Genomic DNA, 17,510 nt, shown 5'->3' on the forward strand with positions numbered 1-17,510 from the left:
TTTGGCGGGGAAACCGGGCGGCCGCGCAACAGCCTTGCCCTGGCGCTCTCTACCTGTAGTCCTTTCGCCATTTCACGGAAAGCTTGGCGTCGCCGTCGCCGCCGAGGCGCGAGACCAGCGACAGGGCCCGGCGTATGCGCCATTCGACCTGCGCCGCCGGCCCCTCACGACCGCCGCCGATGATTTCGACGTAGACATCGTCGGTGACGTACTTGCCGCCAGCCACGGTCATGCCCGTGCTGCTCTCGGCGAAGGCCAGGCGGTCGAGCCGCGCGAAGCTTCTCAGATTGCCGATCACGTCGAAGCCGCCGCCGCCGGCAAGCGACGCGAGAGCCGAAGCCAGCTGCGCCGCCTCGATCGGCGACAGCTGGGCCGCCGACGACCCGAACAGCACCTGCGACAGCACCTCGTCCTGCGGCAGTTCAGGCTTGGAGGTCAGGGTGATCTCCGGCTTTGCGGCCGTGCCCTTGACCTGGATGATCGCCGTCAGGGCGTCGTCCTCCCGGGTCGCGGTCAAATCGAGGCGGATGCGGTCCAACTGGGTGGCCAGACGCACCACCCCGTCGTCGTCGAACTCGAAGCGCTTGCCGGCGAAGTCGTACTCGCCGCGCACCACGCGGGCGACGCCGTCCAGCACGGGGCTTGCGGTGGTGCCGCCGACATGGGCGTCCAGCGACAGTTCGACGTCCAGGCCCCTGCCCTTCACGAAGATCCGGCGCGGCGCCTTCAGGGTGACGTCCAGCGCCATGCCCGAGTTCGGTTTGCGAGCCTGCACCTCGACGCCCTGCACCAGGTCCTGCGGGCGATTGCGCTCGATCACGTCCATAGAGACAACGCCGGCGGGGGTCTTGGACTGGGCCGAGACGTCGGCACGGTCGATGGTCAGGGCGCCCGACAGCTTCACCTTGCCGTCGGCGGCGCGGTTGATCGTGGTCTGGCCGGTGGCCTGGGCCTTGGCCAATTCGTTGTCGATGACCTGGAAGTTCTTCATGTCCAGGCGGAAGCTGCCCACGCCGTCGCGCGCCAGGCTGATGCGGCCTGCGCCCGAGGCCGTGCCGCCGCGGCCGTCGCCGGCTTGGGCCTGGCTGACGTCGATGGCGTTGTCGGCGAGGTTGGCGGTGATCGCCACGTTCTGCAGGCGCAGGCCCGTCTGGCCATCCTCGAACCGTCCGCCCGAAAGCGAGGCGCGGCCGACCAGGCGCGGATCGGCCAGGGTGCCGGCCAGCGCGCCCTCGGCGTCGATCTTGCCCGACAGCCCCCGTTCGGGACCGATCAGAAGGTCCCACAACGGCTTGATCTCGCCCTGGGCCAGGAAGCGCCCCTGAACGGCGCGCGTCCGGTCGATGGCCAGGCGGAACGGCTTGGCGGACGCTTCGGTCGGCAGGGTCAGGTCCGCTTCGGCCTTCAGGCCCTGCGGGTTGCTGCCGCTGGCGCGGATGGTCATCACCCTGTCGCGCAGATCGCCGTGGATGGTGGCGTCCAGCGACTGCTCGGCCTTGGCGCCGCGCTCGCGGGCGCCGGAGAGGTTGGCGTCGAGCTCGCCGTCCAACGCTGCGCCCTGCCCGCGCATGGAGACGCGGGCGTCGATGCGGCCGGTAAGATCGGGATTGAGCGCCGTCAGGCTGACGCCCACGAGGTCCGCGCGAAGATTGGCCAGATCGCCGCCGACGTCGAGGTCGAGGTCGGCGCGTCCGTCGCCAAGGTTCAACCGCACCTTGCCCGTCGTGCGCGGGCCGCCAAGACGGATCTGGGCGGTCTCTCGGGTCGAGATTTCGGTGCGGGCCATGCGGCCCCTGGCGTCCAGGGTCAGCAGGTAGTCCTCGGGTTGCTCGGTCAGCAGGCCGGTCCCGCCCAGGCGCCAGCGGCCGGACGGGCCGTCGCCCCTGGCATCCAGCGTCAGCGGTAGACGGGCCATCGGTCCCGAGGCCTTGATGGCGGCGTTGCGGATCTTCCAGGCGCCGCCGGTGACGTCCTGCGCGGCCAGGTCGAGGGTCGCGGTCGGCCCGCCGGCGGCGTCGACGATCTTCACCGAGCCACGCACCGAGCCCTGGGCGAGGAAGGCGCCGGGGCCCACGTTGACGATCAGGTCAGCGGTGGCCGGACGGCCGTTGCGCAGCGAGGCCGCGCCGCCGGCCTTGAGCCCGCCGGCGTCGACGTCGAGGCCGGAAAGCTCCAGGCCGCCCGGCGCGAAGCTGAAGGCCGTCTTGGCGCGGGCTGGGCCGTACTGGCTCGTCGCCTCCAGGGCGGCCGTACCGTCAGCGCCGTCGGCGCGCCTGGCGAAGGTCAGGGCCAGCCTGGCGTCCTTGAGAGGCAGACGCGGAAGGTCGATGCTGTCGAAGGCCGCCTGCAGGTCGGCGCGCGGCGCGGTCAGCGTGCCGGTGATCGCGCCCGTTCCCGAAGCCTTGCCCGAAACCTCGACGGGGCCTGCGCCGAACGGCCCCTCAGCCGACCAGTCGAGCTTGAAGGCCAGGGCGCCGCCGGGGTTCATGACGCCCGAGGTGCGCGCGCGAGCGGCCGCGCCGTCCAGCTTACCGTCAGCGACCGAAAGCTTGCCGTTGTCCCAGGCCGCGCGGGCCGAAACGTGCGGCGCCGCGCCCAGCAGGCGGTCGAGTTCGGACAGGCCGCTGGCGAAGCCCGCGCCCCGCGCTTCGGCGTTGAAGTTCCAGGGCTTGTCGCGGGCCTGGCTGGCCGACCACTTTATCGAGGCCGAGCCCTTCATGCCCGAACGGATCGGCGCCAGGGAGGCGACCTTGGCTGTGCCGTCGAACGACAGGCCGCCCAGCAGGCCGCGTTCGCCCCTGCCCTCGACCACCACATTGGGCGCGACGATCTTGGCGCGCTTGATCAGGAAGCGACCGTCCTTGAGGCGCGCGCCCTCGAAATCGGCCTTGGGCGCCCGGCCCAACGGGGCCAGCAGGCCCTCGCCGCCCCCGCCTTCGCCGGCAGCCGAGGCGCGGATGGTCAGCTCGCCCTTGTTCCAGCCGACAAAGACCGGCCCCTTGGCCCGGGCAATGCGATAGCCGAACAGTTCGAGATTCGAGACGTCGCCCGGCCCCTCGACGGAGAAGCCGCCGTCGCCGAGTTTGAAGACGCCCTGCGCCTTGGCCGCACCCATCTTGGGCATGGGGGTGATCTTGGAGAGGTCCTTCACCGCCGCCGAGAAGGTCACGCCTTCCGGCGCGGTGCGGCGCTTGGCCAGATCGGCCGGACCGCGCGCGTCGAGCGACAGGTTGGGCGCGCGCAGCTCCAACGACAGGTCGGTCAGGGCGCCGGCCTTGCGGCCGATGACGTCGAGGTCGACTGACGCGCCGAACATGCGCTCGTAGAGGTCCGTGTGGGTGGAGGCCGAGAGGTCGACGTGACCGCTTGCCGAACCGCCCTGCGCGGTCCACGCGCCGCCAGCGCGCAGGGGTACCTCGTCGCCAGTCTGGGCCTTGATGGTGAAGGCGCCGGCCTCTGTGGTCCCGTTTGCCTTGGCGTCGAGCATGAACGGGCGATCGGCCGGGAGGCCGAGGCTTCCGGCGAGGGCGCCGCCCTTGGCTTCGCGTCCGACGGCGGTCAGCAGCAGGGACTTGTCGCGCCCCAGGTCGAAGACCAGGTCGAGATGGTCGCCCGGGTGCAGCCGGCTGGCCGCCGACAGGCGCCCGGCCTGACCGCCGGCCCGCGCCATCTCGTAGGCGCCCGACAGGTCGAAGTCGCCGGCGACGTTGCTGAACGCCGGGCGGGTGACCAGCCGAAGCTTGAAGGCGTCGAGGTCGGCCGAGATCGGCGCCGCGCCGGACTTGCCCTTGGGCCCCAGGGTCGGGCGGCGCATCAGGATCACCTGGCGGGCCTCGATGTTTTCGGCATGGAAGCGCCGCCACCACAGCTCGCGCGGCTTCCAGACGACGCGCAGGTCGGCCCCTTCGAGCCAGACGCCCTTCTCGTCGGAAATGGTCAGGCGGCGGACGCCGAAGTCGCGCCAGATGTCGCCCGACAGGCCCTCGATCTTCAGCGTGCCGATGCGGCCCAGCTTCAGGCCGCTGGTGCGCGCTTCGAGGAAGGCGCGCCCCTGGGGCGTTATCACGCCATAACGCACGACGCCCAGCACCAGAGCGACGATAGCGACCAGGGTCACAGAGATGATGATCAGCAAGCCGGGGCCGCCGACGCGGCGCGCGACCTTGGCCGCGGCTTCGGCGACTTGTTCGACGGGTTCGGGCGGCGGCGCGGCGTCGGTCAAAAGCTCTGCCCGATGCTGAGATAGATCTGGAATGCCGAGTCGCCTTTGCGCTTTTCGAGCGGAAAGGCGATGTCGGCGCGGATCGGCCCGAAGCCGAGGTCGTAGCGGACGCCGAAGCCCGCGCCGACGCTGAAGTCCTGGGCGTTCGGCGTCGGCTGGGTTCCCACCGCGCCGGCGTCGATGAAGACCACGCCTCCCCACTGCTGGGTGAACTTGCGCCGCAGTTCCAGCGAGGCCTCGACCAGCGACAGGCCGCCTTGCGGGGTGTTGTCGGCCAGGCGCGGGCCGATGGCCTGGTAGGAGTAGCCCCGCACCGAACCGCCGCCGCCCGAGTAGAAGCGCCGCGAGGCCGGCACTTCGGGCATGGTGCCGCCGAGCATCGCGCCAACCTTCAGGCGTCCGGCCAGCACGGTGTCGGCTTCCTTGCCGAACGGGATGTAGGCCGAGCCCTGGGCCTGGGTGCGAATGTAGACCAAGCTGGTCTCGCCGGTGATGGCGGTGGGCTCGGCCCGGGCCTCCACCCGCCAGCCACGGCGCGGATCGAGGATATTGTCCGAATAGTCCCAGGCATAGGCGCCGAGCGCGGTAAAGGTGGCCAGGTTCAGGCGCTGGCCCACCGGCAGGCCGTTGGCGGTGGTCAGTTCCTTGGTCTGCGACAGGTCCACCGACAGGCCGTAGGTGCGGTAGCGGGTCGTCTGCAGGCGGCGCGTCAGGTCGGCGCTCAGCGTGGCGCCGGTTTCGTCGTAGGCGTCGGTGGTGTCGGCGAAGACCCGGCTGGTCAGCTTCAGGGTCTGCTGCGGACGCCCCCAATGCGGCAGCGCCACCGAGCCCTCCAGGCTCTTTTCCAGCTTGGCGATGCGGGTGGTGATCGTCGTGGTGTCGGCGCGGCGCAGGCGATTGTAGCGGATCCACTTGGCGTCGACGCCGGGACCTTCGCTGGTGGAATAGCCCGCGCCAAGCTCCAGCGTGCGCGAGGCCCGGTCGGCCAGGGTGACCTGGATCGGCCGCAGGCCGCTCGGCAACGCCTTGTCCTTGGGCGCCAGAGCCACCGAGACGGTGTCGTAGACGCCGGTGTCGCGCAGGCGGCGCTCAAGCTCGGCGATGTCTTCCGGATCGTAGACGTCGCCTTCCTTCCATGGCGCCAGGCGGTGCAGCCACTCGATCCGGGTGCGGCCCTTGGTCGACAGCTCCACGCCGTCGACCTTTACAAGGTCGCCGGCGGCGATGACGAAGGTCGGGCGGACGGTGTGGTCGGCGTGGTCGACGATCACCTGGCGCGGATCGGCCATGGCGTCGGCGTAGCCCAGCTTCTGCACCTGGGCGACAGCGCGGCCCTCGGCGCCCAGAATCTCGGCGGCCCGTCCGGCGGCCCCCTCGGTAAGGCCGAGGACCGAGAAGGCGCGTTCGCGCACGCCCTCGTCCGGCGGCTCACCCGACCAGTCGATTCGCGGATCGGCTATGACGAAAAGCTGGCCCGGCGTGACCTTGACCGTGCCGCGCGGCGGGTCGGTTTCGGTGACGTCGGGATCGACGACATAGGCGTAGTAACCCTCCGCGCGCAGCACGGCGACGGCGTCGTCCGCGGCGTCACGGGCGCGGCGGCGGGCTTCGGAACGGCTGGCAGGCGGACCGTCTGACTGGGAGAGGACGCGCTGGATCGCTTCGCGCAGGGCGCGATCCTCGACGCCGGTGATGGTCGCCGATGGTTCGTCCGCTTGCGCCTGGGCCGCTACCGCCGCGATAGCGGCGGCCAAGCCCAGGACTGTCGTCTTACGCACCAAGCCTAGTCCCCGCACGGAGCGCCCCCGAACCTCGTGTAGTCGGGCGCTTCACGGCTGTCACCCGGCGAAATGCTGCGGGAGCGAACGTTCTCGACTTCTCAGCCCTGGCAATCGGCGCCCAAATGCTGGGCAGTCATGCGCAAAGGCGGAGCGAAGGTCGAAATCCGCCGCGAACCTTTTCGAGGCGTTCTAGGTTTCCATCGACCAGCGCCGCTTCGGCGTGGGTCCAAGAGACGGATAATCAGCGTGGACACCGGCGTGGCGGCGAAAATACAGAGCCTGGACGAGGCCCCAACCCTGCCGATGACGGGCGCGGCCTATCTGCCAGGCGTGGCTTACGACGAGATGTTCGCCGCGGGCGGCGACGTGCGGGCCCACTACGCACCTTTGCAGTCGCGGATGGCGACCCTGGGCGCCTCGGCCCTGGCCGACCGGCAGAGGACGCTGGAGCGCTCGTTCCTGCTGCAGGGCATCACCTTCACCGTCTACGGGGCGGGCAGCGCCACCGAACGGATCATCCCCACCGATCTCTTTCCGAGAATCATCCCCGCGGCCGAATGGGCGCGGATCGAGTCGGGCCTGACCCAGCGCCTGCAGGCGCTGAACATGTTCCTCGCCGACATCTACGGCGAACAGAAGATCCTGATGGACGGCGTGGTGCCGCGCGAGCTGGTGCTGGGCGCGCCCTCGTACCGGCGCGAGATGCAGAACCTGTACGTGCCGCACAAGTCGTACGCCAATGTCTGCGGCAGCGACCTGATCCGCGGCCAGGACGGCGAGTTCGCCGTGCTGGAGGACAATCTGCGCGTCCCCTCGGGCGTCTCCTACATGCTGGCCAACCGCGACGCGGCCAAGCGCACCTTCCCGGGCACCTATCGCGAGGCCGGCGTGCGGCCCGTGGAGCGCTATCCCGACCTGCTGCTGGCCACGCTGAAGAGCATGAGCGCCGACTGGCGGTCCGACCCGCAGGTCGTGGTGCTGACCCCCGGCGTCTACAACAGCGCCTATTACGAACATGCCTATCTCGCCCGCCTGATGGGTGTGCCGCTGGTCGAGGGCCGCGACCTCGTGGTCCACGACAACATGGTCTACATGCGCACCACCACGGGCCTGCGCCGGGTGGACGTGATCTATCGCCGGGTCGACGACGACTTCATCGATCCCCTCACCTTCCGCCGGGATTCGTCACTGGGCGCCGCGGGCCTGTTCAACGCCTATCGCGCCGGCAACGTGGTGATCTGCAACGCCCCGGGCACGGGCGTGGCCGACGACAAGGCCGTCTACGCCTTCGTGCCGGACATCATCCGCTACTATCTGGGCGAGGATCCGATCCTGCCCAATATCGAGACCTATCTCTGCCGCGAGAAGAGCCAGCTCAGCCACGTGCTCGACAATCTCGACAAGCTGGTGGTCAAGGCCGTGGGCGCCTCAGGCGGCTACGGCATGCTGGTCGGCCCGCACGCCAGCGCCCAGGAGCGCGCCGAGTTCGCCGAGGCCCTGAAGGCCGATCCGGCCAACTACATCGCCCAGCCGACGATCCAGCTGTCGACCGCGCCCTGCCTCGTGGACGGCCGCATCGAGCCGCGTCACGTCGACCTGCGCCCGTTCATCCTGTCGGGCGAGAAGACGATCGTCACGCCAGGCGCCCTCACCCGCGTGGCGCTGAAGCGCGGCTCGCTGGTGGTCAATTCCAGCCAGGGCGGCGGCTCGAAGGACACCTGGGTGCTGGCCGAGGAGAACGGCCACAACAACGGCAACGGCCATAAGGGGAGCGGCCAATGATGCTGGCGCGGGTTGCCGACAGCCTCTACTGGCTGGGCCGCTATATCGAGCGCGCCGAACACCTTTCGCGCCTGTCGAGCGTGATGCTGAACGCCACGCTGGACCAGACCGACTCAGGCATGCAGGCGGTGTGGATCGCCCTCTCGGCCGTCGGCGACGACGGCGCGGGCAAGGTCTCGCCGTTCGAGGCCGCGCGGGCGCTGGTGCTCGACCGCTCCGACCCCAACTCGGTGGTCTCGTCCCTGACCATGGCCCGCGAGAACGCCCGCCAGGTGCGCGACCAGATCACCACCGAGACCTGGGAGCGGCTCAACGTCCTCTATCTGCGCGTTACCGATCCGGGCGCCGAGGCCGAGTTCGCCGACAATTCGGTATCGTACCTGCACGACGTCATCGCCGACGTGCACCTGTTCAAGGGCGCGGCCGACGCCACCATGAGCCATGGCGAAAGCTGGCGTTTCATGATGCTGGGCATGTACCTGGAGCGGGCGCAGCTGGTCTCCAGCCTCTTGGAAGTGTGCTTCGCCCAGGCGCCCAGCCGCGAGATCCACGACCATCTGGCGCTGGTCAGCCTGCTGCGCATGGCCTGCGCCCTGGAACCGTATCTGCGGGTCTACACCGCCGAGATCGAGCCCCGGCACATCCTGGAGTTCCTGGTCTTCGACGAGGACTTCCCGCGCTCGATCCGCTTCACCACCTCGCGCATCGAGGAGCACCTGACGGCCCTGGCCCGCCACGTCGAGGCGGCCGGCCGCGCCGCGCCCGAACGCCTGGCCGGCAAGCTGAAGGCGCGCCTGCAGTACGCCGACGTGGACGAGCTCGAGACCATCGGGGCCGGCGCCCTGCTGACCACCGTCGTCAACGAGTGCGCCCGCATCCACGACGCGATCTACGAGACCTTCGTCGCCTATCCCCTCGAACTCCGTCTGCCGGCCTGACCATGCTGCTCGAAATCCGCCACGTCACCCAGTACCACTACGAGCGGCCGGTCCGCGAAAGCCTGATGGAGCTGTGGATGCAGCCCCAGAAAGGCGCGCGCCAGCGGCTGGTCAGCTTCGAGCTGGACGTCGATCCCGCCGCCCAGCTGTTCTCCTACCCCGACAGCTTCGGCAACGCCGTCTATCACTTCGACGTGCCCCACCCGCACGACCGCCTGACCATCATCGCCCGCTCGGCGGTCGAGACCGAGCATACGGCCGAACTGCCCGACAAGCTGGACATTGGCGAATGGGACCGCCTGCGCAGCGAGTTCGTGCGCGGCGAATGCTTCGACTTCCTGCGCCCGCACGGCTTCGTGCAGACGACCGAGCGCCTGCAGGCCTTCATCGCCCAGCATGACCTGGAGGCCCTGCGTCGCCAGGATCCGCTGACGGCCCTGAAGCGGTTGAACGAGACGCTCTACCAGTCCTTCGGCTACCAGCCCGGCGTCACCGACGCCGACAGTCCGATCGACCTGGCCCTGGAAGCCGGCAGCGGCGTCTGCCAGGACTTCGCCCACATCATGCTGGCCATCTGCCGCAGCTGGGGCCTGCCGGCGCGCTACGTGTCGGGCTACCTGTTCACTGACCGCGACGCCGGCGACCGCTCGGACCCGGACGCCACCCACGCCTGGATCGAGGTGTTCCTGCCGAGCCTGCGCTGGGTTGGGTTCGATCCGACCAACAACTGCCTGACGGGCGAGCGTCACGTGGCCGTGGCCCTGGGCCGCGACTATGCCGACGTCACGCCTTCGCGCGGGGTCTACAAGGGCGACGCCGAGAGCCACCTGGCGGTGGGCGTGACCGTTCGGCGCGCCCGGGCGGCCCTGGCCGAGCCGGAATTCCTGCGCCTGGCCAAGCCGGCCTCGTTCGGCGCGCGCCGACGCGGCGACGCGGCCGCGGTCCATCAGGACCAGCAGCGTCAGCAGCAGCAGCAACAACAGCAGTAGAGGGCCAGGGACCCACGGGTCCCCGGCTCGTCACGCCCCGTAGACGTGGCTCTTGGCGATCTCCAGCTTCACCGAGCCGGTGAAGCGATCGGCGTCGGCGCGCGAGGCGGCGACCTCGATCCGGGTTCCGTCGGCCAGCACCGCGTCGACCCGCGCCAGGGCGCCCTGGGCGTTGACGCGCTCGACGCGGGCCTCGACGCCCTGATCGGCCAGCACGAAATCATGCGGCCGCACGAAGCCCACGCCCGCCCCATCAGCCAGGTTCGGGGCCGGCAGGACCAGCGGACCGGAGACGAACCTGTCGCCCTCGATCCTGCCCTCGAAGCGGTTGGATTCGCCGACGAAGCCGCAGACGAAGGCCGAGGCTGGGTTGTCGTGCACCTCGCGCGGACTGCCGATCTGCTCGATCTGGCCCTTGTTGAGGATCGCCACGCGGTCGGCCAGTTCCAGGGCCTCTTCCTGGTCGTGGGTGACGAAGATGGTGGTCACGCCCGTGGCGTCGTGCACGCGGCGCAGTTCCTTGCGCAGCGACTTGCGGACTGTGGCGTCCAGGGCGCCGAACGGCTCGTCGAGCAGCAGCACGCTGGGCTGCACCGCTAGGGCGCGCGACAGGGCCACGCGCTGGCGCTGGCCGCCCGACAGCTGCGAAGGATAGCGCCCCCCCAGGCCGTCCAGCTCGACCAGCTTCAGCAGTTCGTCTACGCGCCTGGCGATCTCGGCCTTCGGCGGCTTGTCCTTGCCCTTCCGGACGTCGAGGCCGAACGCGATGTTCTTGGCCACGGTCATGTGCTTGAAGAGCGCATACTGCTGGAAGACGAAGCCGACCCGGCGCGCGGCGGCCGAGGCGTAGGTGACGTCCTTGTCGTGGAACAGCACCTGGCCGGCGTCGGGGAATTCCAGGCCCGCGATGGCGCGCAGCAGCGTGGTCTTGCCCGAGCCAGAAGGCCCCAGCAGCGCCAGCAGCTCGCCATCGGCGATCTCGAGGTCGACGTTGTTCAGCGCCGGATAGCGGCCGAACTGCTTCTGGACGGAACGGATGGAGATGGTCATGGCGTCTTCGCGTTCCGTTTAGTGTCCGCCCCGGCGCACGGCCGGTTGGGCGACTTCGAGGGCGGTCTTCAGCACGAGGGTGACGATGGCGAGCAGGCACAGCAGGGCCGCCACCGCGAACGCCCCCACGAAATCGTACTCGTTGTAGAGAATCTCGACGTGCAGCGGCATGGTGTTGGTCAGGCCGCGGATGTGGCCGCTGACCACCGACACGGCGCCGAACTCGCCCATGGCGCGGGCGTTGCACAGCAGCACGCCGTACAGCAGGCCCCAGCGCACGTTGGGCGTGGTCACCCGCCAGAAGGTGTAGAGGCCCGAGGCGCCCATCGAGATGGCCGCCTCCTCTTCGCTCGTGCCCTGCTCCTGCATCAGCGGGATCAGTTCACGGGCGACGAACGGGAAGGTCACGAACACCGTGGCCAGCACGATGCCGGGCACCGCGAAGATGACTTTCAGGTCGTTGTCGAGCAGCCATTCGCCCAGCCACCCCTGCATGCCGAACACCAGCACGTAGATCAGGCCGGCCACCACGGGCGAGACCGAGAACGGCAGGTCGATCAGGGTGATCAGGAACGACTTGCCCGGGAAATCGTGCTTGGCCACGGCCCATGAGGCGCACAGGCCGAAGATGGCGTTGAACGGCACGGCGATAGCCGCCGTCAGCAGGGTCAGCTTCACGGCCGCCAGGGCGTCCTCGTGCAGCACGGCGTCGATGGCCGCATGCACGCCCTTGCGCAGGGCCTCGGCGAAGACGGCCACCAGCGGCAGGATCAGCACCAGCGCCAGGAAGACCATGACGACGCCGATGACCAGGGCCTTGACCCAGGTCGGATCCTCGGTGGGGTGACGGGCGCGCGCCATCAGACGAACCTCCGCGAAAAGGCCTGGATGGCGTTGATGACGAACAGCATCACGAACGAAACCACCAGCATGACCACCGCGATCGAAGCGGCCTGGGCGTACTGGAACTGCTCCAGCTGGATGATGATCAGCAGCGGGGCGATCTCGGACTTGTAGGGCATGTTGCCGGCGATGAAGATCACCGAGCCGTACTCGCCCACCCCTCTGGCGAAGGCCATGGCGAAGCCCGTCAGCCAGGCCGGACCCAGGGCCGGCAGGATAACCCGCCAGATGGTCTGCAGCCGGCCTGCGCCGAGGCTGGCCGACGCCTCCTCGACGTCGGCCGACAGGTCGCGCATCACCGGCTCGATCGTGCGGACCACGAACGGCAGGCCGATGAAGATCAGCGCGATGGTCACGCCGACGGGGTTATAAGCGGCCTTGATGCCAAGAGGCGTCAGGAACTGGCCGATCCAGCCGTTGGGCGCGTAGAGGGTGGCCAGGGCGATGCCGGCCACGGCCGTGGGCAGGGCGAACGGCAGGTCGACCAGGGCGTTGATGACGGTCTTGCCCGGGAAATCGTAGCGCACCAGCGCCCAGGTGGTCAGCACGCCGAACACGCCGTTGGCGATGGCCGCCACCAGCGCCGCGCCGAAGGTCAGGCGATAGGCGGCCAGGGCGCGCTCGGAAAAGGCGGCGGCCACGAATTCAGACGGCGACAGCTCGGCCGCCTTCAGCGCAACCGCCGACAGCGGAATCAGCACGACCAGCGACAGGATCGACAGCGTCACGCCCAGGGTCAGGCCGAACCCGGGAATCGCGGATCGACGACGGAACAGAGGACGGCGCGCCGCGGCGGGGCGTTGCGCGGCGAGGGAGTCGGCGGTCATGTCCTGATCGTCGTCCTGTTTCCGGCTGCGGCTCGCGGCCTTTATTGAACAAACGCGCGTGCGGCGCCACGATGCCGAAGCGGCACCGAGTTGGAGCGCTTAAATCTCCACTGCGCCGATGGGGTCAATTGAGTTTTCTCAGGTCGCCCCCGCAGAAAAACTGTCCCTTCCGCAATCTGGCCCGCCTGGATCAAACCGCGAAGCGAAATTGCGGCCCAAACTCAACCCGCAAGATCGAAGTTCCAATATATGAAACAACACCGCAATTTATGGGAAACATCTTGCGACTTTCGGGCGGCGTGCGAAGATCGGCCCAACAACGCGCATAATCCCTCGGGGGGAAGCAAAATGCCTCATCGCCTTCGCAAGGCCGCCATGCTGGCTTCGGCCGCCGTTTCGCTGCTGGCGCTGCCCGCCCTCGCCGCCCCGCGTCAGGTCGAATACCTCGACCGGGGCCTGGTCGCCGCCCCCGCCATCGACGGGGGCGTGCTGGTCTCGTGGCGCATCAGCGGCGATGATCCGCTGGCCCTGGCCTTCAACGTCTATCGCGACGGCAAGAAGCTGAACGCCAAGCCGCTCGCCTTCGCCACCAACTTCGTCGACAAGACCGGCGTCGCAGGCTCGCGCTACACGCTCAAGACCGTCATCAAGGGCAAGGAAGGCCCGAGCGTGGCCGAGACCGCCGCCCTCAAGGACGGCTTCCTGACCATCCCGCTGGACAAGCCGAAGGGCGGCGTGACTCCGGACGGCGTGGCCTACGAGTATACCGCCAACGACGCCTCGGTCGGCGACCTCGACGGCGACGGCCGCTACGAGATCGTCCTGAAGTGGGATCCGACCAACTCCAAGGACAACGCCTTCTCGGGCTATACGGGCCCCGTGCTGCTGGACGCCTATACCCTGGACGGCAAGCGCCTGTGGCGCATCGATCTGGGCCGCAACATCCGCGCCGGCGCCCACTACACCCAGTTCCAGGTCTTCGACTTCGACGGCGACGGCCGCGCCGAGATCGCGGTGCGCACCTCCGACGGCACGGTCGACGGCACGGGAAAGGTGCTGGGCGACGCCAACGCCGACTGGCGCGGCGGTCCGATCGAGACCCCGACCAAGGACAAGACCGGCGCCGAGATCAAGCCGGACGGCGCGATGGTGGCCAAGCTGACGGGCCGCATCCTCAAGGGTCCCGAATTCCTGACCGTGTTCGACGGCCGCACCGGGGCGGCGCTCGATTCCGTTCCGTTCGCCGCCCCGCGCGACCCCACCACCGACGCCCCCGCCACCGAGCAGATGACCAAGCTCTGGGGCGACGGCTACGCCAACCGCTCCGACCGCTTCCTGGCGGGCACGGCCTATCTCGACGGCGTGCACCCCAGCATCATCATGGGCCGCGGCTACTACGCCCGCACCACGGTCAGCGCCTGGGACTTCAGGAACGGCAAGATCACCCAACGTTGGCTGTTTGACAGCGCCGCCCCCGGCGTGCCGGAAGGCTTCGGCGGCCAGGGCAACCACCAGCTGGCGATCGGCGACGCCAACGGCGACGGCCGCGACGAGATCGTCTACGGCTCGATGGCGCTGGACGCCGACGGCAAGCCGCTGTGGACCGCCAAGCTCTATCACGGCGACGCCCTGCACCTGGGCGACCTTGATCCCGAACGTCCGGGCATGGAGCGCTTCGGCGTCAACGAAAGCCCCAAGGCCAACGGCGGCATCGGCTCGGCCATGCTCGACGCCAAGACCGGCGAAGTGCTCTGGACCACGCCGACCGAAAGCGACACCGGCCGCGGCGTGGCCTTCGACATCGATCCGCGCTTCCCCGGCGCCGAGGCCTGGGCCAGCAACTCCAGCACGCTCTACACGGTGAAGGGCAAGCCGATCGAAGGCGTCAAGCACCCGCCGCAGATGAACTTCGGCGTCTGGTGGGACGGCGACGAACTGCGCGAACTTCTCGACCGCAACAAGATCTTCAAGTGGGACTGGCTGAAGGGCGAGAGCAAGGTGCTGCTGAACGCCGAGGGCATGACTTCCAACAACGGCACCAAGGCCACGCCGACCCTTTCGGCCGACATCCTGGGCGACTGGCGCGAAGAGGTGATCCTGCGCTCGGAAGACAACACCTTCCTGCGCATCTACGTCACGCCCTACCCGACCGACCGCCGCCTGGTCACGCTGATGCACGACCCGGTCTATCGCGCCGGCATCGCCTGGCAGAACACCGCCTACAACCAGCCGCCGCACACCAGCTTCTACCTGGGCCACGGCATGAAGAACCCCGAACGTCCCAACATCGTGACCATCAAGGTGAAGCCGTGAAGAGCGTCCTGATCGGCCTGGCGACCGCCTTCGCCATCGCCCTGCCCGCCCTCGCCCAGGCGCCGGCCCCCAAGGCTCCTGCAACCGAGCCGCCGCGCGAATGGATCGACAAGGACACCGGCCACCGTGTCGTGCGCCTGTCGGACGAGCCGGGATCGAGCAGCCTCTACTTCAACTACAACGGCTATACGCCCCAGGGCGACAAGCTGGTCATCGCCACGCCCAAGGGCCTCAGCACGGTGGACCTGGCCACCCGCAAGCTGTCGCCGCTGGTCGAGGAGAACGGCAAGTTCCTGTTCGTCGGCCGCAAGACCCGCTCGGCCTACTTCATCGTCGAGGAAGGCAAGACCAAGGTGGTCAAGGCCGTCGACATCGACAGCAGGAAGGTGCGCGTGGTCGCCAGGTTCGATCGCGGCGACATCCAGACGATCAACGCCGACGAAACGCTGCTGGGCGGCGTCGTGGTGACCAAGCCAGAGGTCGAGACCCGTCCCGACGGCATGCTCAAGCGCGACAACCGCTTCGATCAGGCCGCCTACGAGGCGCTCGGTCCTGACGGCAAGCCGCTATCCTTCGCCGAAGCCAAGGAAGTGCGGCTGAACGAGCGGCTCGAGTCGAAGATCCCGATGGAGATGTTCGTCATCGACACCCGCACGGGCGAAAAGCGCGTGATCCATGCCGCGACCGACTGGCTGAACCATCTGCAGTTCTCGCCGACCGAGCCGAACCTGCTGATGTTCTGCCACGAAGGACCCTGGCACAAGGTCGACCGGCTGTGGCTGCTGCGCACCGACCAGCCGAACGCCAAGCCGGTGAAGATCCACGCGCGCACCATGAACATGGAGATCGCTGGGCACGAATGGTTCAGCGCCGACGGCAAGACCGTCTGGTACGACCTGCAGACCCCGCGCGGCGAAGACTTCTGGGTGGCTGGCTATGAGGTCGCGACCGGCAAGCGCGCCTGGTACCACGTCGAGCGCAACGCCTGGTCGGTGCACTTCAACTCCAGCCCCGACGGCAAGCTGTTCGCCGGCGACGGCGGCGACAGCGAGATGGTCGCCCACGCCCCGGACGGCAAGTGGCTTTACCTGATGCACCCGCGCGGCGTCCCGGACGTCGCCGGCATCCATGCCCCCGACTCCGAACACCTGATCCGCCCTGGCGTCATCGACGCGGAGAAGCTGGTCAACATGAGCGCCCACGACTACCGCCTGGAGCCGAACGTCAACTTCACGCCTGACGGCAAGTGGCTGGTGTTCCGCTCCAACATGCACGGCGCCAACCACGTCTATGCCGTGGAACTGGCGAAGGCGAAGTAGCCCTCGCTCCCGACCTGGACGGATCTCTTCACCGTAATATCCCCCGCTTTCGCGGGGATATTACGGATGGGGCAGTGTTGAGTTCGCCTCGCCCTTCCCCTCCTCCCGCGCCCGCCACCTGGCCTTCAGCGTATGGGAAGTTTCGCGCGAGCCGTCGGGGCTCCAGCCGGGCGGACCGAAGAGATAGCCAAGCACCTCGCGCGGCGAGCGGCTTCCCGCCAGATCCTTCCCGATGCCGATCCACTCGTGGAAGACGTTGGTGAAGAGATTGAAATTCGGCAGGTTGCGCACGATGCCGTAACGGCACGGCTCGGCGTCGTCCTCAGGGATGAAGGTGCCGAACACGCGGTCCCAGATGATCAGGATCCCCGCGTAGTTGGCGTCGAGGTAGCGGGCATTGCGGGCGTGGTGCACCCGGTGATGCGAGGGCGTGTTGAACACCGCCTCGAACCAGGCCGGCATCCGCCGCACGGCCTCGGTGTGGATCCAGAACTGGTAGACGAGGCTGATCCCCTTCTGGATCGCCACCATGGCCGGTGGAAAGCCAAGCAGCGACAGCGGCAGCCACAGCAGCCACGTGCCCGCCACCCCGCCCGTCCAGGTCTGTCGCAGGGCGGTGGTCAGGTTGTAATGGGTGGAGCTGTGATGGTTGACGTGGCTGGCCCACCAGAACCGCCGTTCATGGCTAAGCCGGTGGAACCAGTAGTAGGTCAGGTCCTCGGCGAAGAAGAGCACCACCCAGGCCCAGACGGCGGTCATCGGGATCGTGAACAGCCGGTGCTCCCAGACCCACAGGCTGGCGGCGAACACCGCCCCGCCGGTCACCAGGCCCGCGATCGTGCTGCCCAGGCCCATCATCAGCGAGGTGGCCGCGTCGCGCGGCTCGTAGTTGGCGCGCGCCTTGCCGAAGCGGGCCAGCAGGATTTCCAGCACAATGGCGATCACGAAGAACGGGATCGCCATCTGGACGGGATCGAAAGCCGGCTTCATGCGGCAGCCTCCGCCGGCGGCCAAGCGCGGTCGCCCAGGGAAAGGCGCGGCGCTCCATCGACGGCCGCCAGGCGCACCCGTCCGTCCACCACCCCTGCCGCCGCAACGTCACGCCAGGGCGCAGAACGGGCCACGTAGCCATCGCCCTTGCGCCAGAGCACCAGCGCCTGGTCCGCCGACCGGGCGACGACGCTGGCGCTGTCGCCGCCGATCCAGACGGCATCGATTCGATGATCCGGAAACTCGTCCGCCAGCAGCCGCCGCGCGGCCTCCTGATCGAGCGGCGCCGTCGGCCGCGCCAGCCTCGCCCAGGCCGCCAGCCCCACCAGCAGGGCGACGGCGAGCGCCGAGCCCAGCAACTGTATCAGCAGCGCCTTGTCCATCGCCGCCTCCTCC

12 protein-coding genes are annotated in these 17,510 nt (G+C 68.8%); 5 read left to right on the forward strand and 7 right to left on the reverse strand.

Annotated elements, in window-relative coordinates; translation table 11 throughout:
- Positions 1-49: 49 nt before the first annotated feature.
- Together DDF67_RS15815 and DDF67_RS15820 are read right to left on the reverse strand one after the other, a co-directional pair.
- A complete protein-coding gene (locus DDF67_RS15815; RefSeq protein WP_109101821.1) occupies positions 50-4,222 on the reverse strand; it encodes a translocation/assembly module TamB domain-containing protein in 4,173 nt (1,390 codons plus the stop codon).
- Positions 4,219-6,000 carry an autotransporter assembly complex protein TamA gene (locus DDF67_RS15820; RefSeq protein WP_456297804.1) on the reverse strand — a complete coding sequence of 594 codons (1,782 nt, stop codon included), beginning with the start codon at positions 5,998-6,000 and terminating at the stop codon, positions 4,219-4,221. The genes DDF67_RS15815 and DDF67_RS15820 overlap by 4 nt, the downstream gene beginning before the upstream one ends.
- Before the next feature lie 261 nt (positions 6,001-6,261).
- Here DDF67_RS15820 and DDF67_RS15825 point away from each other — a divergent pair, with 261 nt between their 5' ends.
- Genes DDF67_RS15825 through DDF67_RS15835 form a run of 3 tightly spaced genes read left to right on the forward strand, consistent with a single transcriptional unit; the run spans position 6,262 to position 9,712 of the window.
- Positions 6,262-7,785, forward strand: a complete 1,524-nt coding sequence (locus DDF67_RS15825; RefSeq protein WP_109101931.1) for a circularly permuted type 2 ATP-grasp protein — start codon at positions 6,262-6,264, stop codon at positions 7,783-7,785.
- Positions 7,782-8,723 carry an alpha-E domain-containing protein gene (locus DDF67_RS15830; RefSeq protein WP_109101823.1) on the forward strand — a complete coding sequence of 314 codons (942 nt, stop codon included), beginning with the start codon at positions 7,782-7,784 and terminating at the stop codon, positions 8,721-8,723. Before DDF67_RS15825 ends, DDF67_RS15830 begins: the two co-directional genes overlap by 4 nt.
- 2 nt (positions 8,724-8,725) lie before the next feature.
- Positions 8,726-9,712 (forward strand): transglutaminase family protein, encoded by a 987-nt coding sequence (locus DDF67_RS15835; protein WP_109101824.1) that lies wholly within the window; start codon positions 8,726-8,728, stop codon positions 9,710-9,712.
- Between the two features lie 30 nt (positions 9,713-9,742).
- On the opposite strand, the gene DDF67_RS15840 is transcribed toward DDF67_RS15835, so the two are convergent.
- From DDF67_RS15840 to cysT, 3 genes are read right to left on the reverse strand one after another with little or no spacing between them, the layout of a single operon-like run.
- Positions 9,743-10,762, reverse strand: coding sequence for a sulfate/molybdate ABC transporter ATP-binding protein (locus tag DDF67_RS15840; RefSeq protein WP_109101825.1), 1,020 nt, complete (start codon positions 10,760-10,762; stop codon positions 9,743-9,745).
- Between the two features lie 18 nt (positions 10,763-10,780).
- Entirely contained in the window at positions 10,781-11,623 is an 843-nt protein-coding gene (gene cysW, locus DDF67_RS15845) for a sulfate ABC transporter permease subunit CysW (RefSeq protein WP_109101826.1), read from the reverse strand.
- Positions 11,623-12,492, reverse strand: a complete 870-nt coding sequence (cysT, locus tag DDF67_RS15850; RefSeq protein WP_109101827.1) for a sulfate ABC transporter permease subunit CysT — start codon at positions 12,490-12,492, stop codon at positions 11,623-11,625. Before cysT ends, cysW begins: the two co-directional genes overlap by 1 nt.
- A gap of 348 nt (positions 12,493-12,840) precedes the next feature.
- Between cysT and DDF67_RS15855 the strand changes: the two genes are divergently transcribed.
- Complete coding sequence (locus DDF67_RS15855; RefSeq protein ID WP_158278064.1) at positions 12,841-14,805, forward strand: rhamnogalacturonan lyase; 1,965 nt, start codon at positions 12,841-12,843, stop codon at positions 14,803-14,805.
- A complete protein-coding gene (locus tag DDF67_RS15860; RefSeq protein ID WP_109101828.1) occupies positions 14,802-16,124 on the forward strand; it encodes an oligogalacturonate lyase family protein in 1,323 nt (440 codons plus the stop codon). The genes DDF67_RS15855 and DDF67_RS15860 overlap by 4 nt, the downstream gene beginning before the upstream one ends.
- A gap of 60 nt (positions 16,125-16,184) precedes the next feature.
- On the opposite strand, the gene DDF67_RS15865 is transcribed toward DDF67_RS15860, so the two are convergent.
- Entirely contained in the window at positions 16,185-17,114 is a 930-nt protein-coding gene (locus DDF67_RS15865) for a sterol desaturase family protein (RefSeq protein WP_109101829.1), read from the reverse strand.
- On the reverse strand, positions 17,111-17,497 hold the full coding sequence (locus DDF67_RS15870; protein ID WP_109101830.1) for a hypothetical protein: 387 nt from the start codon (positions 17,495-17,497) through the stop codon (positions 17,111-17,113). Before DDF67_RS15870 ends, DDF67_RS15865 begins: the two co-directional genes overlap by 4 nt.
- Positions 17,498-17,510: the final 13 nt, after the last annotated feature.

The organism is Caulobacter endophyticus (assembly GCF_003116815.1).
GTDB lineage: Bacteria > Pseudomonadota > Alphaproteobacteria > Caulobacterales > Caulobacteraceae > Caulobacter > Caulobacter endophyticus.

Bases quoted from the DNA above. Each gene is read 5' to 3' on its own strand.
- DDF67_RS15830 (WP_109101823.1), top strand. From the start codon at position 7,782: ATGATGCTGGCGCGGGTTGCCGACAGCCTCTACTGGCTGGGCCGCTAT.
- cysT (WP_109101827.1), bottom strand. From the start codon at position 12,492: ATGACCGCCGACTCCCTCGCCGCGCAACGCCCCGCCGCGGCGCGCCGT.
- cysW (WP_109101826.1), bottom strand. From the start codon at position 11,623: ATGGCGCGCGCCCGTCACCCCACCGAGGATCCGACCTGGGTCAAGGCC.
- DDF67_RS15870 (WP_109101830.1), bottom strand. From the start codon at position 17,497: ATGGACAAGGCGCTGCTGATACAGTTGCTGGGCTCGGCGCTCGCCGTC.
- DDF67_RS15865 (WP_109101829.1), bottom strand. From the start codon at position 17,114: ATGAAGCCGGCTTTCGATCCCGTCCAGATGGCGATCCCGTTCTTCGTG.
- DDF67_RS15855 (WP_158278064.1), top strand. From the start codon at position 12,841: ATGCCTCATCGCCTTCGCAAGGCCGCCATGCTGGCTTCGGCCGCCGTT.
- DDF67_RS15840 (WP_109101825.1), bottom strand. From the start codon at position 10,762: ATGACCATCTCCATCCGTTCCGTCCAGAAGCAGTTCGGCCGCTATCCG.
- DDF67_RS15835 (WP_109101824.1), top strand. From the start codon at position 8,726: ATGCTGCTCGAAATCCGCCACGTCACCCAGTACCACTACGAGCGGCCG.